Source organism: Streptomyces africanus, from assembly GCF_002150735.1.
Classification (GTDB): Bacteria; Actinomycetota; Actinomycetes; order Streptomycetales; family Streptomycetaceae; genus Streptomyces; species Streptomyces africanus.
Window position 1 is genome coordinate 92,217 of the sequence record NZ_MUKA01000001.1, and the last position, 21,621, is coordinate 113,837.

Below are 21,621 nucleotides of genomic sequence, written 5' to 3' on the forward strand. Positions count from 1 at the left end.
CCGGCCCGGCGACTGTCACTCGCCCGGGTGGGAGAGCTCGATGTCGTGGCTCTCCACACCCGAGCCGCGCACCGTCAGGCGGGTGGCCTTCGGCGGGTAGCCGGCCGCCGTGACCGTGTACTCGCCGCCGTCCAGGTCGGTGAAGGCGTAGCCGCCGTCCTCGCCGGTGGTCGCGGTGGCCACCACGTTGCCGGCCACGTCGACGAGCGTGACCCGCGTGTCGTTCAGCGGCCGGCCCGCGGCCTGGACCACGCCCTGCACCTGCAGGCCGGAGAACAGTTCGACCTCGGTCCTGGTGACGCCCCGCGCGGCGATCTCGACGGGCAGCGCGACCGGCCGGTGGCCGGCCGCGGTCACGGCGAGGGTCAGCGGGCCGGGCACCAGCTCGGAGAAGCCGAACGTGCCGTCCGAGTCGGTCAGTCCGGCGGCGAGCACGTCGCCGCGCACGTCGGCCGCGACCACCATGGCGCCGGCGACCGGCTCCTTGCGGGCCGCCGACCTGACCGTGCCGGCCAGGCCGCTGGTGCCGGAGAGCAGGATGTCGTACGAGACCGGCTCCTCGCCGACCACCACCGTGGAAGCCTGTGGCTGGTAGCCCTCGGCGGAGGCGATGAGCACGTAGTTTCCCGCGCCCGGCGCGTCCACCGTGTACGAACCGTCCGGGCGGGCCACCACGCGGCCCTCCTGCCGCCCGCCCAGCGAGATCAGGGTGACGGACGCACGCGGTACGGGTGCCGACTCGGCGCCGATGACGTGGCCGCTGACCGGGATGCCGCCGGAGGACCGGACCGCGGCAGCGGCCGGGCCCGGCACGATCTCGTCGCTCTCCGTGCCCTCGTCCGTCTCGTCGGCCTCGTCCGTCTCCTCCTCCCGGCCTCGGAGGCCGAACGCCGCGAGGACTGCGCCCACGAGGGCGAGGAAGCCGGTCACCAGGACGGCGGTGTGGACGCCGTTCATGAAGGCGCTGTGGCTGCCCTCCACCACGGCCGCCCTGAGCTGCGCCGGCATCGCGTCGGAGACCGGGGCGACGCCCATCGCGACCGCGTCCTTCGCCTCCTCGAAGCGAGCGGCTGCCGAGTGGGGCACACCGGCGTCGGTCAGTGAGCCGGCGAGGGTGGAGCCGACGCGGCTGCTGATGAGGGAGACGAGCACCGATGTGCCGAGCGCCCCGCCGACCTGCAGCGAGGTCGCCTGGAGACCGCCCGCGATGCCACCGTCCTCGACGGGGGCGTTGCCGACGATCGCGTCGGAGGACGCGGACATCACGATGCCGACGCCGAGCCCGAGCGCGACGAACGAAGGCCACAGGGTGTGGTACGACGAGTCGTCGCTCCACGCGAGCATCGTGAACGTGGCGCCGGCCTGGAGCACCATCCCGAGCGGCATGGTCAGGCGCGCGCCGAACTTCTCGGTGAGCTTCGCGCCGAGCGGCGAGGCCACCATGGAGGCGAGGCTGAGCGGCAGGGTGCGCACACCGGACTCGACGGGCGTGAAGCCGCGCACGTTCTGCAGGTACAGCATCACGAAGAAGATCACACCGAGCAGGACGAAGAAGTTCAGCGCGGTGACGAGCGTACCGATGGTCAGGGCCGGGTTGCGGAACAGCCGCATGGGCAGGAGCGGGTGCGTGACGCGGGTCTCGTACCAGCCGAAGAGGGCCAGGACGACGACGCCGCCGACGATCGCGCCGAGCGTGCCGGCCGAAGTCCAGCCCCACGTCTCGCCCTTGACGACACCGAAGACGACGGCGAGCAGTCCGAGCGCGAGCAGCACGACGCCGGGCACGTCGAACTTCTCGCTCGCGGCGGCCTCGTTCCTGGACTGCGGCAGCACCACGAGGCCGAAGACGAGGGCGATGACGCCGATGGGGGCGTTGATGTAGAAGACCGACTCCCAGTTGACGTGCTCGACGAGCAGTCCGCCGACGATCGGGCCGAGCGCGGTGGAGACGGACGAGATCATCGCCCAGATTCCGACCGCCATGCCGAACTTCTTCGGCGGGAACACGGCACGCAGCAACGCGAGGGTGTTGGGCATGAGCATCGCACCGAAGAGGCCCTGTACGGCCCGGAAGGCGATGACGCCCTCGATCGAGCCGACGAGGCCGATCGCGACGGACGCGGCGGTGAATCCGACGACGCCCACGAGGTAGACCGTACGGCGCCCGAGGCGGTCGCCGAGCTTGCCGCCGAGGATCAGGGCGGCGGCGAGGGCGAGCAGGTAGGAGTTGGTGACCCACTGCAGTTCGGCCGTGGAGGCGTTCAGGTCACGGGCGATCTCGGCGTTGGCGATCGAGACGACGGAGCCGTCGAGGCCGACCATGAACAGGCCGAACGCGACGGCGACCAGCGTCAGCCAGGGGTTGGCGCGACGACCGCGGGGGAGGGGGTCGGCAACGGGAGTGGGCGCTGTGGAAACAGCGGTGACAGACATGGGTGAGCTGTCCTCGGGACGTGCGGCGCGCGGCTGGGGCGCGTGGACATGGGGGGGGGAGAGCTGTGAAGGGGCGCAGCACGCCCGGCCCCGCCGCGGCAGCGGCAAGGGCAGCGGGCGTACGACGAGCCGGACCGGTCAGGCGGAGTGGTCGCGCAGGTGCCGGGTGAGAGCTTCCAGGGCGCCGAGCGCCGAGCCGAGGGCGTCGCGGTCACCGTCGGTGAGGGTACGCAGCGCCGACGCGAGCTGCGTCGCCGCGATGTTCTCCACCTCGCCGATACGCTGCCGCGACTTGGCGGTGACGCGCAGGTGCGCCACACGCTTGTCGGTGTCGTCCCGATGCCGCTCCAGCAGGCCCGCTTCGGTGAGGCGGGTGACCAGGGCGCTGACGTTGTTCGGCATCATCCGCAGCGCCTCGGACGCCTGGTGGACGGTCGCGCCGTCGTGCTCGGCGACGTACTGAAGCAGGGCCAACTGCCGCTCGGGGAGCGCGGGATAGGGCAGTTCCCGGTCGATGCCCTGTTTGACGTACCGGTTCAGCGCGGGCAGGCACGCCACGAGGCCCGCGGCCACATGGTCGACGCCCTGGCTCATGCGAGCCTCACTGATTCCGGTCACACCGGCAAGGTACCTATGACGAGAAACCTATGTCAACATACTGAATGTGGGAACCGGCAGGCGCGCCCGGCGTTCAGGCGTCGTAGGTGTGGAAGCCCCGGCCGCTCTTGCGGCCGAGGTGGCCCGCGGCGACCATGCGGCGCAGGAGGGCGGGCGGTGCGTACAGCGGCTCCTTGAACTCCTCGTACATCGACTCGGCCACGGCCTGGGCGGTGTCGAGGCCGATGAGGTCGAGCAGCCGCAACGGCCCCATGGGGTGGGCGCATCCGAGTTCCATGCCCCGGTCGATGTCCTCCGGCTGCGCGGAGCCCGACTCCACCATCCGTACCGCGCTGAGCAGGTAGGGCACGAGGAGGGCGTTGACGACGAAGCCGGAGCGGTCGGGCGCCTGGATGGCCTGTTTGCCCAGCTGCTCGGCGAAGCCGCGGGTGCGCCGCACGGTGTCCGCGCTGGTGGTGAGGGCGGGAATGAGCTCCACCAGCTGCTGCACGGGCACGGGGTTGAAGAAGTGCATGCCGATGACCTGCGCGGGCCGCTCGGTGACCACGGCGAGATCGACGACGGGGATCGAGGAGGTGTTGGTGGCCAGGACCGCCGCGGGGTCTTCGACCGCCTTGTCCAGGGTGCGCAGGACGTCCGTCTTGATGTCACGGTTCTCGGCGACCGCCTCGACGACGAACTGGCGGTCGGCCATGTCGCTGAGGTCGTGGGTGAAGGACAGCCCGGCGAGGGCCTGGTCCCGCTGCTCCTCGCTGAGCTTGCCACGCCGTACGCCTCGGTCGAGCGAGGCGGTGAGCCGGCGGCGGCCTGCGTCGAGCGCGTCCGGCGTGGCCTCGGCGACGCGGACGTCGATGCCGCTGCGGGCCGCGACTTCGGCGATGCCGGAGCCCATGAGGCCGCATCCGACCACGCCGAGACGAGTAACGGGATCCATGTGAGGTCCTCTCTGCTGAGTCGCTGCGGGGTGGTTTCGGGGGTTACGGGGCTGGGTCAGACGTTGCGGCGGTACTGGCCGCCCACCTCGAAGAAGGCCTCGGTGATCTGCTGGAGCGAGCAGACCCGGGTGGCGTCCATGAGGACGGCGAAGACGTTGTCGCCGCTCGTCGCCGCGTGCTTGAGCGCGGCCAGGGCGTCAAGGGCCTGGTCGCGGTGGCCGGTGTGGAAGTCCCGCACGCGCTCCAGCTGGGACTGCTTCTCCTCCTCGGTGGCCCGGGCGAGTTCCAGCTCCTGAGGCCGGCTGTCGCCGCCGGGGCGGAGGAAGGTGTTGACGCCGATGATGGGCAGGGTGCCGTCGTGCTTGCGCTGCTCGTACAGCATCGACTCGTCCTGGATGCGGCCCCGCTGGTAGCCGGTCTCCATCGCACCCAGGACGCCGCCGCGCTCGCTGATCCGCTCGAACTCCTGGAGGACGGCCTCCTCCACCAGGTCGGTGAGTTCGTCGATGATGAACGATCCCTGGAGGGGGTTCTCGTTCATCGCCAGGCCCCACTCGCGGTTGATGACGAGCTGGATCGCCAGCGCCCGCCGCACCGACTCCTCGGACGGGGTGGTGACGGCCTCGTCGTAGGCGTTGGTGTGGAGCGAGTTCGCGTTGTCGTAGATGGCCGTGAGGGCCTGGAGGGTGGTGCGGATGTCGTTGAAGTCCATCTCCTGGGCGTGCAGGGAGCGTCCGGAGGTCTGGACGTGGTACTTCAGCTTCTGGCTGCGCTCGTTCGCGCCGTACTTCTCCTTCATCGCGACGGCCCAGATGCGGCGGGCGACCCGGCCGAGGACGGAGTACTCGGGGTCCATGCCGTTGGAGAAGAAGAACGACAGGTTCGGGGCGAAGTCGTCGATGTGCATGCCCCGGGCGAGGTAGGCCTCGACGTAGGTGAAGCCGTTGGCCAGGGTGAAGGCGAGCTGGCTGATGGGGTTCGCCCCGGCTTCGGCGATGTGGTAGCCGGAGATGGACACGGAGTAGAAGTTGCGGACCTTGTGGGCGATGAACCACTCCTGGATGTCGGCCATCATCCGCAGCGAGAACTCGGTGGAGAACAGGCAGGTGTTCTGCCCCTGGTCCTCCTTGAGGATGTCGGCCTGCACGGTCCCGCGCACGCTCGCGAGCGCGTGGGCCCGCAGCTCGGCCGCCTCCTCGGGCGACGGGTCACGGCCCTCGGCGGCTCGGAACTTCTCCGTCTGCTGGTCCATCGCGGTGTTGAGGAAGAACGCCAGGATCGTCGGCGCGGGGCCGTTGATGGTCATGGAGACCGAGGTCGTGGGCGCTGTCAGGTCGAAGCCGTCGTAGAGGGCCTTCATGTCCGCGAGCGTGGCCACCGACACCCCGGACGTGCCGACCTTGCCGTAGATGTCGGGGCGTTCGTCCGGGTCGCGGCCGTAGAGCGTGACCGAGTCGAAGGCGGTGGACAGGCGGGTGGCCGGCTGGCCCTCGGAGAGCAGCTTGAAGCGCCGGTTCGTGCGGAACGGATCGCCCTCCCCGGCGAACATCCGCGCCGGGTCCTCGCCGTCGCGCTTGAAGGGGAACACCCCGGCTGTGAAGGGGAAGTAGCCCGGCAGGTTCTCCCCGCGCCAGAACCGCACCAGCTCCCCGTGGTCGGTGAAGCGGGGCAGGGCGACGCGCGGGACCTTGTTGCCGGACAGGGACTCGCGGGTCAGCTTGGTGCGGATCTCCCTGTCCCGGACCTTCACCACCTGCTCGTCGCCGGAGTAGGAGGCGATGACGGCCGGCCAGTTCCCGATCTGCTCCGCGATCCGGTGCGGGAGCTGCTTGCGGGCGTCGTCGAGGAGCGACTGCACGTTCGCCGCGTCGGAGCCCGCCTCGACGAGCGCGTCCCTGACCGCCTCCAGGTGCTGCACCCTCCTGGCTGCGTCCACCAGGCGCTCGGTCTCGGCGTGGTACGCGCGGACCGTGTCGGTGATCTCGGCGAGGTAGCGCACCCGGGCGGCGGGGACCACCTGCCGGATGCCGGAGGAGTGGCGTACCCCGACCGGCGCCAGCGCGCCCTCGGACAGCGGCAGGCCCTTCTCGGCCAGGCCCGTCTTCAGGTGCTGGTAGAGCGCCGTGACACCGTCGTCGTTGAACGTCGCCGCCGACGTGCCGAACACCGGCATGTCCTCGGGCCGCATGCCGAACGCCTCACGGTTGCGGACCAGTTGGCGGCCCACGTCGCGCAGCGCGTCCTGCGCGCCGCGCCGCTCGAACTTGTTGATCGCCACCACGTCGGCGAAGTCGAGCATGTCGATCTTCTCCAGCTGCGAGGCGGCACCGAACTCCGGTGTCATCACATACAGCGAGGTGTCGACGAACGGCACGATCGCCGCGTCGCCCTGGCCGATGCCCGGCGTCTCCACGATGACCAGGTCGAACCCGGCGGCCTTGGCCACGTCGATGACGTCGGACAGGTGCTCGGGCAGCTCGCGACTGCCACGGGTGGCCAGGCTGCGGAAGAAGACCCGGTTCCCGTCCAGGGAGTTCATCCGGATCCGGTCTCCGAGCAGTGCCCCGCCACCGCGGCGGCGGGTCGGGTCGACCGCTATCACGGCGATGCGCAGCTTGTCCTGCTGGTCGAGGCGGAGGCGGCGCACCAGCTCGTCCGTCAGTGACGACTTGCCCGAGCCGCCCGTGCCGGTGATGCCCAGCACCGGCACGACCCGTGCCGCGGCGGCGGCACGCAGCCGCTCCAGGAGATCCGGGGGCAGCTTGCCCAGTTCCGCGCCGGTGATGGCGCGGGCGATCGCGAACCGGTCGCCCGCCAGCAGGGCGGCGGCGTCGGCCGGCTTGCCGTCCCAGAGGTCGAAGTCGCAGTCCTTCACGACCGAGTTGACCATCCCGGCCAGGCCCATCCGCTGCCCGTCCTCGGGGGAGAAGATGGTCACCCCGCTGTCACGCAGCCGGGCGATCTCCTCGGGCACGATGACGCCGCCTCCGCCGCCCACCACACGGATGTGGTCGGCTCCCGCCGCGCGCAGCGACTCGACCAGGTACTCGAAGTACTCCACGTGCCCGCCCTGGTACGACGAGACGGCGACTCCGTGGGCGTCTTCCTCCAGAGCGGCGTCGACGACCTCCCGCACCGACCGGTTGTGTCCGAGGTGGATCACCTCGGCGCCCTGGGACTGGAAGATGCGGCGCATGATGTTGATCGACGCGTCGTGCCCGTCGAACAGAGCCGAAGCCGTGACCAGGCGGACAGGGTGCACGGGCCGGTGCAGATCGCTCATGGGGGGCCTTCCCGGACGGGGCGGGGGTACTGCCGACAGAAGAGATACTAGGACGTCCTAGTAAATTGCTGGGGGTGATCGCGGTCACAGACTCATGTGCAACCAAACGTTGCGCGTCACACTTCCGTGGTCTTCGAGGTCGTCAGCCGGCCGGAGCACATGCGGGAGTGGTGGCCGGACGATGCCCGGTTCGAGTCCGCCGCAGGGGCGCCCGGTGAGCTCTTCTGGCGGGACGGGACGACCGGCGAGACGATGACCGTCGCGCTCACCGTCGTCGAGGTCGATCCGCCGTCGCGGTTCTCGTTCAGGTGGTGCTACACCGACGCCGGACGGGGCGGGGACTCGTTGCTGGTCACCTTCGACCTGGCGCCGACGGAGCAGGGGACCCGGGTGCGGATGACCGAGACCGGGTTCCGCGAGATGGGCTGGGAGATCGCCGTACTCGAGGAGCACTACCGCGATCACGCGACCGCGTGGGACCACTACATCCCCCGGCTGGGCGCGTACATCGCGCGGCTGGTGTCGGCCTCGTGAGCACGTCGGTCGACGACGAGCTGTGGTCGGCGATAGGTGACCCCACCCGGCGCACGCTGATCGACCTGCTCCTCGCGTCCGGAGCCGGAACGGCCACCTCGCTCAGTGCGGACCTGCCCCTCACCCGGCAGGCCGTGTCCAAACACCTCGCCGTCCTCGACCGGGTCGGGCTGGTCCGTGCCGAACCGGCCGGCCGCGAGCGGCGCTACCGGGGCGACGCGGCGCAACTCGCCCGAGCGGCCGCACAACTGGCCGCGGTCGGCACGTCCTGGGACGCCCGGCTGCGCCGGATCAAGCACATCGCGGAGGCGATCGAACGCCGCCGCGACCACACCGAAGGAGCATGAAGATGGCCGACATCCTGCATCGCAGGGCTTCGACATGGAGATCCTCGAACTCGACCCCGTCGGCCGGGTGCGGTGGCGTGTCACGGGCGGCCCCGCGGAGTGGATCGGGACCGAGATCGACTGGAACCTCAGCCGGCGCGACGCGTACACGATCGTCCTGTTCAAACACGAGGGCTGGCGTGAGCCGGTCGAGTTCGTGCATCACTGCAGCACGAAGTGGGCGACCTTCCTGATGAGCCTCAAGGACTTCGTGGAGACCGGACACGGCAGGCCGGCACCCGACGACGTCCGGATCAGCGACTGGCACTAGGCGCACCCCGGCCCGGCTCCACGGTCGTCGTGACCCGCGTGAGGGTGGGTTTCCGGGGCACCGAACCGAACCCGAAGCGCACGGGCGGTGCGACCGGCGCCATGACACCGAGGTCGACTCCCTCGAAGACCGCGGACACCGCGCCGACCGGCCGCATGTCCCGGACGCCGTACCACTCGCGGCGTCGCGCGCCGCTACGGCCGCGGGTTCGCACGTGGGCCGGCAGCAGGTGGGCGGGCCCGTTCGTCAGGGCGGCCCATGCCGGGCGGGCGGCGAGTACGCCGGGTACGGCCCGCAGGAGGACGCCCGCCGGCCGTCGCGGGCCCACAGTGAAGCGCAGTTCGAGCGGTCCCGCGGCGACCGTCCAGGTGTCGTCCGCGACGCTCACGTCGACCGGCACGACACGCACCGTGTCGAAGCTGTAGGTGCCACTGACGAAGTCCGCCGTCCGGTGCGAGGGGGCGAGCAGCAGCCGTTCCCCGTCCGCCCGCTCGATCATCACGTCGCTGAACGGCCCGAACGGCGAGCGCTGCCAGTGCCCCACCACGACGCGCGTCCCGGAAGAGGTGCCCACGCCCGCGATCCAGCCGTCGAAGCGCAGCCGCGAGCGCCTTCCGCGGATGCCGCGCGTGCGGCGCACGATGCTACTCCCCGGACCGGCCCGGCGTCGGGACACGCGGCCTCGACACCCCCAGCCGCACGTGCCGTACCCCTTCCGAGAAGTGCACCACGGGCTCGGCGGTGGGCGCGGGCAGGCCTGCCGCGGTGGTCAGCGTCTCCTCGAGCACGTCGACGGCGGCGTCCGCCAGCGGCCAGGGCTCATGTTCCACCGGCGTCTCCCAGAGCATGCCGAACCGACGGGTGTACGCCCGCCAGCGCGAGGTCAGCCACACGTCCCGCTCGGTGGGCGTGATCGGGGTGCCGGGCCGGACCACCAGGCGGTAGGCGGCCTCGCCGGTCCGCCTGGACCCGGCGTACGACACGGTGTCCCCGTCCAGGGAAACGCTCAGCACGCCCGGGTGGTACGGCGCGCCGACGGCCCGGGCCGCCAGCATCAGCGGGCAGGCCACCTCGATGGACAGGAACCACAGCCCGTCCGTCCCGTCCCGGCGCTGAACGAAGGTCCGCAGGTTGGTCTCCGCGAACGTCGGGAGCCCGGGCACCACAGCGGGCACCGGGGAAGGGCGCACATCCGCCATCACGAAGGGAGTGAGCCCCACCCAGGCCGCCCCCTCGTACTCGTCCACCACCAGGCCCCCGGGCAGCAGCGCCTGGACCGCGTCCGGCGGGAAGGCCCAGTGGACGAACGTCTGCCTCACCCAGCCGGCCCGAAGCGCGGGAACGCGCACCCGCTGCTCCGCTCCATACGCGACCACGCATCGCGAGTCCCCCCGGCGTGAGCGGCGGAAACGCCCGGTGCCCATGGCGCACCCGGTCTGACGTTGTCAGTCGATGGAGGACATGAAATCCAGCATCCTGCGGTTGGTTTCCTCCGCGTGGTCGATCTGCGGCCCGTGGTCCGTGTCGGAGATGATCTCGGCCCGGGCGCCGGGGATCAGGCGGGGTACGCGCTCCGCCTGCCGCCGCGGGTGCACGAGGAGGCTTCGCTTGCCGAGCACCAGGTAGAGCGGGGATCGGATGGTGGACAGCTCCTCATCGGACAAGGGGAGCGGCGCCGGGCGGCGTATGCGGTAGGCGCGAACGGCCGTTCTGATCATCGAGCGCAGCTCCGGCATGACGAGGACCGGCTGCTCCAGCCAGGCCGCCAGCCGCGGGCGGAACGCCTTGGGCGCGAAGGTCGCGAAGAAGCCGGCGAAGAGCCTCCGGCAGGCGCAGGAGGCAGCTCTCCTCCAACCCGGTGTGGACGCACGGTTGGAGGCGGCCGGCTTGCTCGCCCTGTCCGCGGGACTCGGCACCGGCATCCTCGTCGGCCAGCGCAGCCCGGAGTCCGCGACCGCGGTCCTGGAGCACCATCTGAACCGAGTCTTCCGCGCCGGTGACGCGTGACCTCGCCCTCGCGGCGATGGGGCTCAGCCGGGGCGAGGGGACAGGTGATTCCGCGAACCCACCGCGTGCCGGTGCGTCGTAACGGGACAGCGCGTGATTTCCGCGAGACGCTGCCGCTGGCACCCGCCTCTCGCCCCTGACCGCTCTCCCCCCGGAGTCCGCCATGGCAGCCCCGCCGACCCCGTCCACTGAGGACGGATACCGCTTCGACGACCTGCGTGCTCTCTTCATCAACTGCACGCTCAAGCCGTCGCCCCAGCTCAGTCACACCCAGGGACTCATCGACAGGAGCCGGGCGATCATGGACGCGCACGGGGTGAGCACGGAGCTCGTCCGCGCGGTCGACCACGACATCGCGCCGGGCGTCTACCCCGACATGACCGAACACGGCTTCGCCACCGACGCCTGGCCGGCGCTGTACGAGCAGGTGATGGCCGCGGACATCCTGGTTCTGTCCGGACCCATCTGGCTGGGCGACAACAGCTCCGTCACCAAGCAGGTCATCGAGCGCCTGTACAGCTGCTCCAGCCTGCTCAACTCCCAGGGACAGTACGCCTACTACGGACGTGTCGGAGGGTGTCTGATCACCGGCAACGAGGACGGCGTCAAGCACTGCGCCATGAACGTCCTCTACAGCCTTCAGCACCTCGGCTACACCGTCCCGCCGCAGGCGGACGCGGGCTGGATCGGTGCCGCGGGGCCCGGCCCCTCGTACCTGGACCCCGGCTCGGGCGGCCCGGAGAACGACTTCACCAACCGCAACACCGCCTTCATGACCTGGAACCTGATGCACCTGGCGGCCCTGCTCAAACGCGCCGGTGGGATTCCGGCCCACGGCAACCAGCGCACGGAGTGGGACGCGGGCTGCCGACCGGGGGCGGACAACCCCGAGCACCGCTGAGCGCGGCGATCGGTGACGCCGCAGGAGAGGGTCAGATGCCGAGCATGGTGTTGAGCTCGTCCAGGGACTTCACCGGCACATAGTCGTAGCCGTGGGTCACGGGGTCGCAGCCGCGGTCCAGCAGGATGAGGTTGCGGAAGCCCATGTCCTGCATCGGCATCAGGTCGTTGTGTGGCACGGGGGATGGCTCAGAGGAGCTCGATCCGCTTGTCGGTGAACTCGGCGGTGGTCGCCGTTCCGCCCAGGTCACGGGTGCGGACATCGGTCTTGGCCAGGACCGAGGCGATCGCGTCCGTGATGTCCCTGGCCGCGGCGGGATGGCCGAGGTGGTCGAGCATCATCGCCGCGGACCAGATCGCGCCAAGCCGGTTGGCGAGGCCCCGACCCACGATGTCGGGCGCGGAGCCGTGCACCGGCTCGAACATCGAGGGGAAATCCCGCTCCGGGTTGAGGCTGGGCCGCCGGGGCGATGCCGATGGATCCGGCGACCGTGGCCGCGAGGTCGCTGAGGATGTCGCCGAAGAGGTTGGAGGCGACGACGACGTCGAAGTGGGCGGGGTCGAGGACGAACTTGGCGGCGAGCGCGTCGATGTGCTCCTGGTCCCAGGCAGGCTGAAGCCGTGGCGGCGGCCGAGGACATCGAGCACCTGCTGTGCCGGGGCAGCACCTCGGCACCGATGCCGTCGCGGGGGATCAGGGCAATGCGGTGGTTCGTCGTCATGCGCTGATTGCAGCAAGGCGGCCCGTGGGGCGTCCACGATGCAAAGCGGATCTCCCATATAAGGGGTGCCTATCAGCCGTCGGCGGCGGCCGAGGTCGCGCTCCTGACGAACGCGGCGGCCGCGGGCGACAGGCTGCCGGGAGCTCGCGGGACAGCGGCTGATCGTCGGGCAGCGGGGTACCGGGATGCGCGCCTACGTCGACGCGGTGCGGGAGCAGGGCATCGAGCTCACCGTCGCGGCCGAGACCGAGCACCGCGTGTCGCTCATGCCGCCGGTACTGGCCGGGGTCGGGCTCGCGGTCGGCTCGGAGTCGTTCCATCGCATCGGCGCGGGCGAGTGTCGCGGCGGTGCGTGAGCTGCGTGTGGGGCGCCTGGATGTGGCGTCGATGCCGTCGCAGGCGGTGGAGCCGCTGACGACCTTGGTGAGTGCCTTCAGCTACCGGTATCCCGGCGTCAGATCACGCTCCAGCGCCCGCACGGCCTGCGACAGCGATCGACAATCGCAAGGAAGTGCTCCAGCTGCCGAATGTCCATACGCGCCCTCTGCCCCTGAAGAATACCTTTCCGAGGGGTATCGCGGCCGTCCCGTATGGGGGTCCAATGGGAGGGAGTCAGGCTCTCCGCGCAGCGCCGGCAGAAGAGGCACGCAATGGATCCATGGCTGATCTGGTTGATCATCGCCGCCGTGCTGGCCGCGGCGGAGATCTTCACTCTTACGGCTGCACTCGGAATGCTGAGTGCGGCCGCTTTGGTCACGGCGGGGTCCGCCGCGGTCGGGCTGCCGGTGCCGTTTCAATTCCTGGTGTTCACCGTCGTCGCGACCGTCACCGTGCTGTTCGTACGCCCCATCGCGCTGCGCCACGTCTTCCAGCCCCAAACGGAACGCTTCGGCGTCGACGCACTGGTCGGCAGGGCTGCCTATGTCGTCTCGGAGGTGACGGGCCTGGGTGGCAGGGTCCGCATCGACGGCGAGGAGTGGACGGCCCGCGCCTACGACGAGACGCTGGTGATTCCTGCCGGAAAGACCGTCGACGTCATGGAGATCAGCGGCGCGACAGCGATCGTCTACCCCCGGGACTGAAACCATGGAAACCTCGGCGTTCTTGATTGCCGGCCTGATCGTCGCGCTGATCGCGGTTTTCACCGTGGTGCGTGCGGTCCGTATCGTTCCTCAGGCACGCGCTCGTAATGTCGAGCGGCTCGGCCGTTACCACCGGACCCTGAGTCCCGGCCTCAGCCTCGTGATCCCTTACATCGACCGAGTTCATCCGGTGATCGACCTACGGGAACAGGTCGTCTCGTTCAAACCGCAGCCGGTCATCACCGAGGACAATCTGGTCGTCGAGATCGACACCGTTCTGTATTTCCAGGTCACGGATCCGCGAGCCGCTTTCTACGAGATCGCGAATTTCCTTCAGGCGGTCGAGCAGCTCACCGTCACCACCTTGCGCAACGTCGTGGGCTCCATGGACCTGGAAAAGACCCTCACCTCACGCGACACCATCAACAGCCAGCTCCGCGGCGTGCTGGACGAGGCCACCGGCAAGTGGGGACTGAGGGTCAACCGGGTGGAGATCAAGGCCATCGACCCCCCGCAGTCCATCAAGGACGCGATGCAGAAGCAGATGCGAGCCGAGCGGGACAAACGAGCCGCGATCCTCGGAGCCGAAGGACAGCGCCAGTCGCAGATTCTCACCGCCGAAGGCGACAAGCAGGCCGCCGTCCTGCGCGCGGAGGGAAACCGCACGGCCGCGATCCTCCAGGCCGAGGGCCAGTCCCGGGCCATCGACGAGGTGTTCCAGGCCGTGCACCGCAACGACCCCGACCCCAAGCTGCTCGCCTGGCAGTACCTGCAGACGCTGCCCCAGCTCGCGCAGGGCCCGGGCAACAATTTCTGGGTGATCCCCAGCGAGATCACCGCCGCACTCCAGGGCATGTCCCGCGCCTTCACCGAGGTGCTGCCCCCGTCGCCGGCCACCGTCGAGAAACCCTCGGACGACGACATGGCCGCCCAGACCGCCGACGACACGGCACAGGCAGCGCAAGCCGCTGCCGCCGCCCTCGCCGACGCCGCCAAGGCCGAGGGCGTCACCACCCCCGACGCCTTCCCGTCTCACCCGCCTCGCTGACGGCCGGCGGCGTCTTCGCCGGCCGTCCTCGACCACGCCTCTGCCGGGCAGCGGCGTCGGCGAGGTTCTGTGCGCCGGTCAGGGGATCGCCTCCTTCACCTGCTGGCAGCGTGCGCAGTAGCGGGCCTGCGGCACGATCATCAGCCGTTGCCGGTCGACGGGGCGCCGGCACAGGTGGCAGGTGCCGTAGGAGCCCTCCCGCATGCGGGCGAGGGCCGCCTCGACGTCGGCGAGGACCATACGGGCGGACGCCGCGAGCTTGACGCGGACCTCCACCTGCGCGGCGGCCTGCCGCCCGCGCCGGTCCTCGGCTCGGGAGGTGGCCGGTCCGGCGAGCTGACGCAGTTGCTCTTGGCGGAACAGACGCTGCTCGTGCAGGTTCTCGCGCAGCGCCGCGAGGTCGGCGGCCGACAGATGGGCCGTGCTCTCGCCGATGGTCTGGTGGGTCACCACGTCACCCCTTTTGAGGCAGGGCGTAGGAGGTCGGTACGGGCGTCGGGCAGTCGGGTCGGTCAGGCGGCGCGGCGCCGGCAGGCGACGCAGTAGCGGGTGTAGGGGAGGATCTCCAGGCGTTCCGGGGGGACGGGTTTGGCGCAGCCCAGGCACGTTCCGTACGTCCCGTCCTCGATGCGGGCGAAAGCTTCCTCGATCTCTTTGAGGACCCGCTCCATCGCGGTCTTCTGGACGGCCAGCAGGTGCTCGTCGTCCGCGCTGGTCCCGGCCTCGTCGAGGGCCTGCAACTGCGCCAGCCGTGAGGTGCGGGCGTGTTCCAGGCGTTGACGGGCGTCGTGAAGGTGGGGCTCGGCCCGGGTGACATCGAGCGACATGGTCGGTCCCTTTCTCGGCGGCACAGGCGGCATACCTGGGCGGTTTCGGGTGTCTTCCACCCTGGCCGGGCCGGTGACGGATACCTATCGGGCGCGGGACCCATTTGTGCCGGGGCGGGGGATCCACGCGGCCGCGTCGTGGGTGGTGCACCACCGGGGAAATGGGGGCCGGACCCCATCGACGGGGCGCTCGGGACCGGGCAGGCTCTATACAGGGGCTTCCGGGGTTTCCAGGGTTCCCAAGGGTTTTCCAGGGAGAGGCTGAGGGCGGTTGTCCTTGTTCTGGCGGATCTTCGCCCTCAACGCCGTGGTGCTGGGCATGGCCACGGCCCTGCTGCTGTGGGCCCCGGTGACCGTCTCCGTGCCCGTCCTGCTCACCGAGGCGATCATCCTCGTCGGGGGGCTGGTCGTCATGCTGGTCGCCAACGCCGCGCTGCTCAGGCTCGGCCTGGCCCCGCTGGGCCGGCTCACGAAGCTGATGACCACCGTGGACCTGCTGCGTCCCGGCCAGCGCCTGCCCGCTTCCGGCGGCGGCGAGATCACCGAGGTGATCCGTACGTTCAACGCCATGCTGGAGCGGCTGGAGCACGAAAGGGCCACCAGCAGTGCCCGGGCCCTGCTGGCCCAGGAGGCCGAACGGCGCCGCATCGCGCAGGAACTCCACGACGAGGTCGGCCAGAGCATGACCGCGATCCTGCTGGAGCTCAAGCGCGCCTCGGACGAGGCACCGCCGCCGCTGCGCGAGCAGTTGCACGAGGTGCAGGAGATCACCCGCGAGAGCCTGGACGAGGTGCGCCGCCTGGCCCGCAGGCTGCGGCCCGGAGTGCTGGACGACCTGGGCCTGGTCAGCGCGCTGATCTCGCTCACCGAGGACTTCGCCACCCACACCGGGTTGCAGGTCACCCGCCGTCTCGATGCCGACCTGCCCGCTCTGGAGCCCGAGACGGAACTGGTCCTGTACCGCGTCGCCCAGGAGTCGATGACCAACGTCGCCCGGCACGCGGACGCCACCCAGGTCACCCTCGCCCTGCGCCACGCCGACGACCGCGTGGTGCTGGCCGTCACCGACGACGGCTGCGGCGTCGAGGCCCCCCGGGAAGGCGCCGGCATCCGCGGCATGCGCGAGCGGGCGCTGCTCATCGGCGGCAGTCTCGAGATCACCCCGGCACCCGACACCGGCACCCGGGTCCAGCTCACCGCGCCCGTATCCAGGAAGCAGCCCTGACCATGCCCGAAGCGACCACGACCGCCACGGCGGGAACGCGCACGATCCGCATCCTGCTCGCCGACGACCATGCGCTGGTGCGCCGCGGCGTACGGCTCATCCTCGACCGGGAACCGGACCTCGAAGTGGTCGCCGAGGCCGGGAACGGCGCCGAGGCCATCGACATGGCCCGCACCCACGACGTCGACCTGGCCGTGCTGGACATCGCCATGCCGCGTCTGACCGGCCTCCAGGCCGCCCGTGAACTGGCCGCCCTCAAGCCGGGCCTGCGGATCATGATGCTCACGATGCACGACAACGAGCAGTACTTCTTCCAGGCCCTGAAGGCCGGCGCGAACGGGTACGTGCTGAAGTCCGTCGCCGACCGGGACCTGGTCGCCGCGTGCCGGGCCGCGATGCGGGACGAGCCCTTCCTGTATCCGGGCGCGGTCACCGCGCTGATCCGCAACTACCTCGACCGGGCCCGCCACGGCGAGGAGACGCCCGACCAGATCCTCACGCCCCGTGAGGAAGAGGTCCTCAAGCTGGTGGCCGAGGGGCATTCGTCCAAGGAGATCGCCGACCTGCTGTTCATCAGCATCAAGACCGTCCAGCGGCACCGCGCCAACCTGCTCCAGAAACTCGGGCTGCGGGACCGCCTGGACCTCACGCGGTACGCCATCCGCGCCGGCCTGATCGAAGCCTGAGACGCCGGTTCGCACCGCGCACCACCAGGAAAGGGGGGACGGCGCATGCACCTCACCGCGCCCACCGCCCCCGCTACCGGCGGCGCCCGGCCCGGCGTCACGGCCCTTGCAGCCGTCCTCCTGGCACTGCTGACCGCGCTCGGCATCACCGCTCCGCCGCCCGGCACGACGACCGAGCCGACGGCCACCGCGGCGGCAACGGCCTACCGGCAGGGGGCCACCGGCCCGGGCGTGGGGGAGGGGCGTGGCGCGGTCGGCGCCCATGGGCCGCGCACCGGTGACGGGTGTGGCGCGGTCGGGGCCCAGGGGCCGCGCACTGGTGAGAGGTGTGGCGTCCTCGGGGTCCACAGGCCGGGTGTCGGCGAGGGGCGTGGCGCGATCGGGGCCCAGGGGGCGCGCACTGGTGAGAGGTGTGGCGTCCTCGGGGTCCACGGGCCGTGTGTCGGCGAGGGGCGTGGCGCGATCGGGGCCCAGGGGCCGCGCACTGGTGAGAGGTGTGGCGTCCTCGGGGTCCACGGGCCGTGTGCCGGCGAGGGATGTGGCGCCGTCGGGGCCCACGGGCCGCGCACTGGCGACGGGTACGACAGCGTCGGGGCCCATCAGCCGGGTGTCGGCGAGGGGTGTGACCTCCGGGCCCACGGGCCGGGTGCCGACGACGGGTGTGACGCTGTCGGGGGCGCCGGGCCATGTGCCGGCGGCGGCGACTCCGTCGGGGCCCACGGGCCGCGTGCCGACGACGGGTCCGGCACCGCTCTCGCCATCCGCGCGGCAACCCGCCCGGAGTCGCACAGTGAGCATCCCGCCCCCCGCGGGCACCTCGTCGGCACTGACGTCAGCCCGGCCGACCGCGCCGCGCGGCTCCCCGCGCCGGCCGCGCACACGCCCTCCTCGGATCCCCACACGCCCCGTGACCGCGGGCGGGCACCCCCTGCGGGCTCCGGCATCTGACACCCCCTTCCCCTCCCTCTCCTCGACAGCACCCCGGCCGCGCCCGCGTGGCCGCGGTCGCGCCTGCCGGAGGCCCCCGTTGAACCGTTCCGTGCGCGTGAGGGCGTTGCTCGCCCTCGCCGTGATCGCCCTCTCCCTCTACATCGCCGCCACCGTGCCGGTCCGCCTCGGACTCGACCTGCGCGGCGGTACGCAGCTCGTGCTGGAGACCCGCTCCACCCCCACCACCGACGCCGGCCGTGAGGCCACCGACCGCACCCTGGAGGTGCTGCGCGGCCGTATCGACGGACTCGGCGTCGCCGAACCCACCCTCGTCCGCTCCGGCGAGAACCGGATCATCGTCGAACTGCCCGGCGTGCAGGACCCGAAGAGGGCGGCCGAGGTGCTGGGCCGTACCGCACAGCTCACCTTCCACCCGGTGCTCGGCATCGCCGACCAAGCCGTCGACCGCACCGGCGACGCCTCCCGGCCGCTGCCGAAGCGGCCCCGGGAACAGGTCCTGCCCGACGAGTCCGGCACCCCGCTGCGCCTCGGGGCCGCGGCGCTGACCGGCGAGGACGTCAAGGAGGCCGCCGCCCGGTTCGACCAGCAGGGCGGAGCCGGATGGCACGTCACCGTCGGCTTCGAAGGGGAAGGCCGGGCCGGCTGGGCCCGGCTGACGGGTGAGGCCGCCTGTCACCCGGCGGGCGACCCGGCGCGGCGCGTGGCCATCGTCCTCGACGACAAGGTCATCTCCTCGCCGCAGGTCGAGCCGTCCGTCGCCTGCCGGACCGGCATCCGCGACGGTGCCACGCAGATCACGGGCTCCTTCTCCTCGGAGGAGGCCCGGGAACTCTCCCTGCTCGTCAACGGCGGGGCCCTGCCCGTGCCCGTCGAGACCGTGGAGCAGCGCACCGTAGGCCCGACCCTCGGGGCGCAGGCCATCACGGCGAGCGCCTGGGCGGCGGCCATCGGCACCGCGCTGACTTCTCTGTTCATCATCGGCGTCTACCGGCTGATGGGTGTCCTGGCCGCCGTCGGCCTGGTCTGCTACGGCCTCGTCTCCTACGCCGCCCTGGCCGCGCTCGGCGCCACCCTGACCCTGCCGGGCCTGGCCGGTTTCGTCCTGGCGATCGGCATGGCCGTGGACGCCAACGTGCTGGTCTTCGAACGGGCCCGCGAGGAGTACGCGGCCCGCCGCCGGCCCAGTACGCGCTCGGCGCTGGCGGCCGGGTTCCGCAACGCCTTCGGCGCCATCGCCGACTCCAACATCACCACGCTGATCGCGGCCGCCCTGCTGTTCTTCCTCGCCTCGGGGCCGGTGCGGGGCTTCGGCGTCACCCTGGGCATCGGTGTGCTCGCCTCCATGTTCAGCGCGCTGGTGATCACCAGAGTGCTCGCCGAGGTCGCCGTGAGCCGCCCCCGGGTACGCCGCCGCCCCCGCGTGACCGGCATCGCCACCACCGGCGTGGTCCGCGACCGCCTCACCCGCCGCACGCCCCGGCTGATGCGCCGGCCGCACCGCTGGCTCGCCGTGTCGGCCGCCGCGCTGGTCCTGGCCGGCTCGGGCATCGCGGTGCGCGGCATCGACCTCGGTGTGGAGTTCACCGGTGGCCGCCTGATCGAGTACGCCACCACCGGCCCCGTCGACCCCGACCGGGTCCGCACGGCCCTCGCCGACGCCGGGTTCGCCCGGGCCGTCGTCCAGTCCTCCGGGGCGACGGGTCTGACCGTACGCACCGATCCGCTGACCGACGCCGAGGAGACGGAGGTCACGGGTACCATGCGTGATCTCGCGGGCGGAGCCGACAAGGTCCGTGACGAACTGGTCGGCCCCAGCCTGGGGGAGGAGCTGCGCCGGGGTGCCCTGATCGCACTCGCCGTGGCGCTCGGCGCCCAGTTCGTCTACCTCGCGGCACGCTTCCGGTGGGTGTTCGGCACGGCGGCGGTCGTCGCCCTCGCCCACGACGTGGTGATCCTCGTCGGTGTCTTCGCCTGGCTGGGCAGGCCGGTCGACGGGGTGTTCCTGGCGGCCCTGCTCACCGTCATCGGCTACTCGGTCAACGACTCCGTGGTCCTCTTCGACCGCGTGCGGGAACTCGCCCGCAGGACTCCGGGAGCGCCGCTGCCCGACCTCACCGACCGGGCCATCGCGCAGACCCTGCCCCGGACCGTCAACACGGGCATGGGCGCCGCGTTCATCCTCACCGCCCTCGCCGTGCTCGGCGGGTCCTCGCTCACCGACTTCGCCCTGGCCCTGCTCATCGGCCTCGTGGTCGGTACGTACTCCTCCGTCCTCACCGCCGCCCCCGTCGCGATCCGGCTCGATCGCCGCACCCGTCCCGCCGGTAACCCGGCAGCCCGGCAGCCGGAGCGCGTCTGACCCCGGCGGGGGACCGGGCACGGGTGAGGCGGGTGAGCATCAAGTGGCTCACCCGCCTTCCCCCGTCCGTCCGCGCCGCCGTGTCAGTGCGGCTGCCGCTCGCCGTGGTAGCGCTGGGCGAGCCGGGCGAGGGCGACCGCGCCGAGCAGGAGGCCGAAGTCCCGCAGCGCGATGTCGTAGTAGTCCGGAATGGTCAGCAGGTTGACGATGATGCCGGCCAGCCAGCCGGCCACCAGCCAGCCCCCGAAGCGCGGGGCGAGAGCGACGACGAGACCGGCGACGATCTCGACGACACCCACGGCGTACATGGCCGCCTGGGCGCTGCCGGGCACGATGTCGTTGATCCACGGCGCGAGGTACGCGGGCCAGTCCACGAGCAGGTTGGTGAACTTGTCCAGCCCGAACAGGATCGGCGCCACCGTGAACCCGACGCGCAGGATGACGAACGCCTGGTAGCCGGGGTCGCCGAGCGCGGCCCGCCGGGACGCGACGGACGGGGAGGGGCGGGTTGTGGACGTCATGACGCACCGTTCCTTCTATCGACAACTCTCGCTATCAATAGAAGCGAGGGTGGCTTCTTTAGTCAATGCCCATGGGTTTTACACTGGTGTTCGTGGACCACCCGAAAGAAGCACCCCGCCCCGACGTCTCCGCCGTCGCCGCCCTGGACGAGCCCACCCGCAGGCGGCTGTACGACCACGTCGTGCGCCAGCCGGGTCCGGTCAGCCGCGACGAAGCCGCCACCGCGCTCGGCCTGGCGCGCCAGACGGCGGCCTTCCACCTGGACCGCCTGGCCGACGAGGCGCTCCTCGACGTCGTCTACGAACGGCGCAGCGGACGCACCGGTCCCGGAGCGGGCAGGCCGGCCAAGCTCTACAAGCGCTCCGCCAAGCAGGTCACGGTCAGCCTGCCCGAGCGGAACTACGAGCTGGCCGGACGGCTCCTCGCCCAGGCCCTGGAGGAATCCGAGGCCACGGGCGAACCGGTCCGCGCCGTCCTGCACCGAAAGGCCCACGGTCTCGGCGCCTGGCTCGCCGGGCAGGGCGGCCCGGACGTGTTCGACCTCCTGGAGCGGCACGGGTTCGAGCCCCGCCTCGACGGGGACGCGATCGTGCTGGGCAACTGTCCCTTCCACGCGCTCGCCCGCGAACACACCCAGACGGTGTGCGGCATGAACCTCCATCTGCTCCGGGGCGTCCTCGAAGGACTCGAGGACAGCAGCCGCCACGCCTGCCTGGCGCCCAGCCCCGGCCACTGCTGTGTCCGTCTGGAGCCGGCTTCCTCCCCGCCCGCGACCGCGAGTCCCTGACCCGCCACTCGCCGCCCGCCAGCCCCCTTTCCCCCGCCATACGAG

Annotated in this window: 20 protein-coding genes and 4 pseudogenes; 12 read left to right on the forward strand and 12 right to left on the reverse strand. The window is 71.3% G+C overall.

Features of this window, described 5'->3' with window-relative positions:
- Positions 1 to 15: 15 nt before the first annotated feature.
- The 4 genes from CCL05_RS47365 to icmF form a co-directional block, all read right to left on the reverse strand.
- Positions 16 to 2,433: an MFS transporter gene (locus tag CCL05_RS47365; RefSeq protein WP_086558428.1), complete on the reverse strand. Its 2,418-nt coding sequence runs from the start codon at positions 2,431 to 2,433 to the stop codon at positions 16 to 18.
- Positions 2,434 to 2,571: 138 nt separating this feature from the next.
- Entirely contained in the window at positions 2,572 to 3,027 is a 456-nt protein-coding gene (locus CCL05_RS00385; RefSeq protein ID WP_167409483.1) for a MarR family winged helix-turn-helix transcriptional regulator, read from the reverse strand.
- Between the two features lie 97 nt (positions 3,028 to 3,124).
- Entirely contained in the window at positions 3,125 to 3,985 is an 861-nt protein-coding gene (locus CCL05_RS00390) for a 3-hydroxybutyryl-CoA dehydrogenase (protein ID WP_086558429.1), read from the reverse strand.
- A gap of 56 nt (positions 3,986 to 4,041) precedes the next feature.
- Positions 4,042 to 7,269, reverse strand: a complete 3,228-nt coding sequence (icmF, locus tag CCL05_RS00395; protein ID WP_086558430.1) for a fused isobutyryl-CoA mutase/GTPase IcmF — start codon at positions 7,267 to 7,269, stop codon at positions 4,042 to 4,044.
- 96 nt (positions 7,270 to 7,365) lie between these two features.
- On the opposite strand from icmF, the gene CCL05_RS00400 reads away from it, so the two are divergent.
- Genes CCL05_RS00400 through CCL05_RS00410 form a run of 3 tightly spaced genes read left to right on the forward strand, consistent with a single transcriptional unit; the run spans position 7,366 to position 8,460 of the window.
- On the forward strand, positions 7,366 to 7,803 hold the full coding sequence (locus tag CCL05_RS00400) for an SRPBCC domain-containing protein (protein WP_086558431.1): 438 nt from the start codon (positions 7,366 to 7,368) through the stop codon (positions 7,801 to 7,803).
- The gene (locus CCL05_RS00405; RefSeq protein WP_086558432.1) at positions 7,800 to 8,150 is read left to right on the forward strand and encodes an ArsR/SmtB family transcription factor; all 351 of its coding nucleotides are present in this window, start codon (positions 7,800 to 7,802) and stop codon (positions 8,148 to 8,150) included. The genes CCL05_RS00400 and CCL05_RS00405 overlap by 4 nt, the downstream gene beginning before the upstream one ends.
- A 34-nt stretch (positions 8,151 to 8,184) precedes the next feature.
- Positions 8,185 to 8,460 carry an SRPBCC family protein gene (locus tag CCL05_RS00410; RefSeq protein ID WP_208641284.1) on the forward strand — a complete coding sequence of 92 codons (276 nt, stop codon included), beginning with the start codon at positions 8,185 to 8,187 and terminating at the stop codon, positions 8,458 to 8,460.
- Here CCL05_RS00410 and CCL05_RS00415 read toward each other — a convergent pair.
- From CCL05_RS00415 to CCL05_RS00425, 3 genes and pseudogenes are all read right to left on the reverse strand, one after another.
- Positions 8,444 to 9,100, reverse strand: coding sequence for a hypothetical protein (locus tag CCL05_RS00415; protein WP_086558433.1), 657 nt, complete (start codon positions 9,098 to 9,100; stop codon positions 8,444 to 8,446). The two genes, CCL05_RS00410 and CCL05_RS00415, sit on opposite strands and share 17 nt — an antisense overlap.
- Positions 9,101 to 9,104: 4 nt before the next feature.
- Complete coding sequence (locus CCL05_RS00420; protein WP_244204102.1) at positions 9,105 to 9,809, reverse strand: YqjF family protein; 705 nt, start codon at positions 9,807 to 9,809, stop codon at positions 9,105 to 9,107.
- Between the two features lie 96 nt (positions 9,810 to 9,905).
- Positions 9,906 to 10,280, reverse strand: a pseudogene (locus CCL05_RS00425) (alpha/beta fold hydrolase); the annotation flags it as partial.
- Position 10,281: 1 nt separating this feature from the next.
- On the opposite strand from CCL05_RS00425, the pseudogene CCL05_RS00430 reads away from it, so the two are divergent.
- A pseudogene (locus CCL05_RS00430) lies at positions 10,282 to 10,467 on the forward strand (TetR family transcriptional regulator C-terminal domain-containing protein); the annotation flags it as partial.
- A 163-nt stretch (positions 10,468 to 10,630) separates the two neighbouring features.
- On the forward strand, positions 10,631 to 11,368 hold the full coding sequence (locus CCL05_RS00435; protein WP_086558435.1) for a flavodoxin family protein: 738 nt from the start codon (positions 10,631 to 10,633) through the stop codon (positions 11,366 to 11,368).
- 31 nt (positions 11,369 to 11,399) lie between these two features.
- Here the strand turns inward: CCL05_RS00435 and CCL05_RS00440 are convergent, their stop codons facing one another.
- Complete coding sequence (locus CCL05_RS00440) at positions 11,400 to 11,546, reverse strand: hypothetical protein (RefSeq protein WP_244204103.1); 147 nt, start codon at positions 11,544 to 11,546, stop codon at positions 11,400 to 11,402.
- 10 nt (positions 11,547 to 11,556) lie between these two features.
- Positions 11,557 to 11,974 (reverse strand): annotated as a pseudogene (locus CCL05_RS00445) (isocitrate/isopropylmalate family dehydrogenase); the annotation flags it as partial.
- 237 nt (positions 11,975 to 12,211) lie between these two features.
- On the opposite strand from CCL05_RS00445, the pseudogene CCL05_RS00450 reads away from it, so the two are divergent.
- The 3 genes and pseudogenes from CCL05_RS00450 to CCL05_RS00460 all read left to right on the forward strand — a co-directional run.
- Positions 12,212 to 12,406 (forward strand): annotated as a pseudogene (locus CCL05_RS00450) (LysR family transcriptional regulator); the annotation flags it as partial.
- 333 nt (positions 12,407 to 12,739) lie between these two features.
- On the forward strand, positions 12,740 to 13,171 hold the full coding sequence (locus tag CCL05_RS00455; RefSeq protein ID WP_086558451.1) for an NfeD family protein: 432 nt from the start codon (positions 12,740 to 12,742) through the stop codon (positions 13,169 to 13,171).
- 4 nt (positions 13,172 to 13,175) lie between these two features.
- Complete coding sequence (locus CCL05_RS00460; protein WP_086558436.1) at positions 13,176 to 14,219, forward strand: SPFH domain-containing protein; 1,044 nt, start codon at positions 13,176 to 13,178, stop codon at positions 14,217 to 14,219.
- A 78-nt stretch (positions 14,220 to 14,297) separates the two neighbouring features.
- Here CCL05_RS00460 and CCL05_RS00465 read toward each other — a convergent pair whose 3' ends face one another.
- Positions 14,298 to 14,672, reverse strand: a complete 375-nt coding sequence (locus CCL05_RS00465) for a TraR/DksA family transcriptional regulator (RefSeq protein ID WP_086558437.1) — start codon at positions 14,670 to 14,672, stop codon at positions 14,298 to 14,300.
- Positions 14,673 to 14,731: 59 nt separating this feature from the next.
- The gene (locus tag CCL05_RS00470) at positions 14,732 to 15,046 is read right to left on the reverse strand and encodes a TraR/DksA C4-type zinc finger protein (RefSeq protein ID WP_086558438.1); all 315 of its coding nucleotides are present in this window, start codon (positions 15,044 to 15,046) and stop codon (positions 14,732 to 14,734) included.
- Between the two features lie 271 nt (positions 15,047 to 15,317).
- On the opposite strand from CCL05_RS00470, the gene CCL05_RS00475 reads away from it, so the two are divergent.
- The 3 genes from CCL05_RS00475 to secD all read left to right on the forward strand — a co-directional run bounded on the left by CCL05_RS00475 (position 15,318) and on the right by secD (position 20,267).
- A complete protein-coding gene (locus CCL05_RS00475; RefSeq protein ID WP_086558439.1) occupies positions 15,318 to 16,271 on the forward strand; it encodes a HAMP domain-containing sensor histidine kinase in 954 nt (317 codons plus the stop codon).
- A gap of 2 nt (positions 16,272 to 16,273) precedes the next feature.
- On the forward strand, positions 16,274 to 16,957 hold the full coding sequence (locus tag CCL05_RS00480) for a response regulator (RefSeq protein ID WP_086558440.1): 684 nt from the start codon (positions 16,274 to 16,276) through the stop codon (positions 16,955 to 16,957).
- 1,027 nt (positions 16,958 to 17,984) lie between these two features.
- A complete protein-coding gene (gene secD / locus CCL05_RS00490) occupies positions 17,985 to 20,267 on the forward strand; it encodes a protein translocase subunit SecD (RefSeq protein ID WP_086558442.1) in 2,283 nt (760 codons plus the stop codon).
- Between the two features lie 83 nt (positions 20,268 to 20,350).
- On the opposite strand, the gene CCL05_RS00495 is transcribed toward secD, so the two are convergent.
- A complete protein-coding gene (locus CCL05_RS00495) occupies positions 20,351 to 20,788 on the reverse strand; it encodes a DoxX family membrane protein (RefSeq protein WP_086558443.1) in 438 nt (145 codons plus the stop codon).
- A gap of 86 nt (positions 20,789 to 20,874) precedes the next feature.
- On the opposite strand from CCL05_RS00495, the gene CCL05_RS00500 reads away from it, so the two are divergent.
- Positions 20,875 to 21,576, forward strand: coding sequence for a helix-turn-helix transcriptional regulator (locus CCL05_RS00500; protein ID WP_244204106.1), 702 nt, complete (start codon positions 20,875 to 20,877; stop codon positions 21,574 to 21,576).
- Positions 21,577 to 21,621: the final 45 nt, after the last annotated feature.

Bases quoted from the DNA above. Each gene is read 5' to 3' on its own strand.
- CCL05_RS00410 (WP_208641284.1), top strand. From the start codon at position 8,185: ATGGAGATCCTCGAACTCGACCCCGTCGGCCGGGTGCGGTGGCGTGTC.
- icmF (WP_086558430.1), bottom strand. From the start codon at position 7,269: ATGAGCGATCTGCACCGGCCCGTGCACCCTGTCCGCCTGGTCACGGCT.
- CCL05_RS00385 (WP_167409483.1), bottom strand. From the start codon at position 3,027: ATGAGCCAGGGCGTCGACCATGTGGCCGCGGGCCTCGTGGCGTGCCTG.
- CCL05_RS00455 (WP_086558451.1), top strand. From the start codon at position 12,740: ATGGATCCATGGCTGATCTGGTTGATCATCGCCGCCGTGCTGGCCGCG.
- CCL05_RS00470 (WP_086558438.1), bottom strand. From the start codon at position 15,046: ATGTCGCTCGATGTCACCCGGGCCGAGCCCCACCTTCACGACGCCCGT.
- CCL05_RS00480 (WP_086558440.1), top strand. From the start codon at position 16,274: ATGCCCGAAGCGACCACGACCGCCACGGCGGGAACGCGCACGATCCGC.
- CCL05_RS00495 (WP_086558443.1), bottom strand. From the start codon at position 20,788: ATGACGTCCACAACCCGCCCCTCCCCGTCCGTCGCGTCCCGGCGGGCC.
- CCL05_RS00460 (WP_086558436.1), top strand. From the start codon at position 13,176: ATGGAAACCTCGGCGTTCTTGATTGCCGGCCTGATCGTCGCGCTGATC.
- CCL05_RS47365 (WP_086558428.1), bottom strand. From the start codon at position 2,433: ATGTCTGTCACCGCTGTTTCCACAGCGCCCACTCCCGTTGCCGACCCC.
- CCL05_RS00435 (WP_086558435.1), top strand. From the start codon at position 10,631: ATGGCAGCCCCGCCGACCCCGTCCACTGAGGACGGATACCGCTTCGAC.
- CCL05_RS00390 (WP_086558429.1), bottom strand. From the start codon at position 3,985: ATGGATCCCGTTACTCGTCTCGGCGTGGTCGGATGCGGCCTCATGGGC.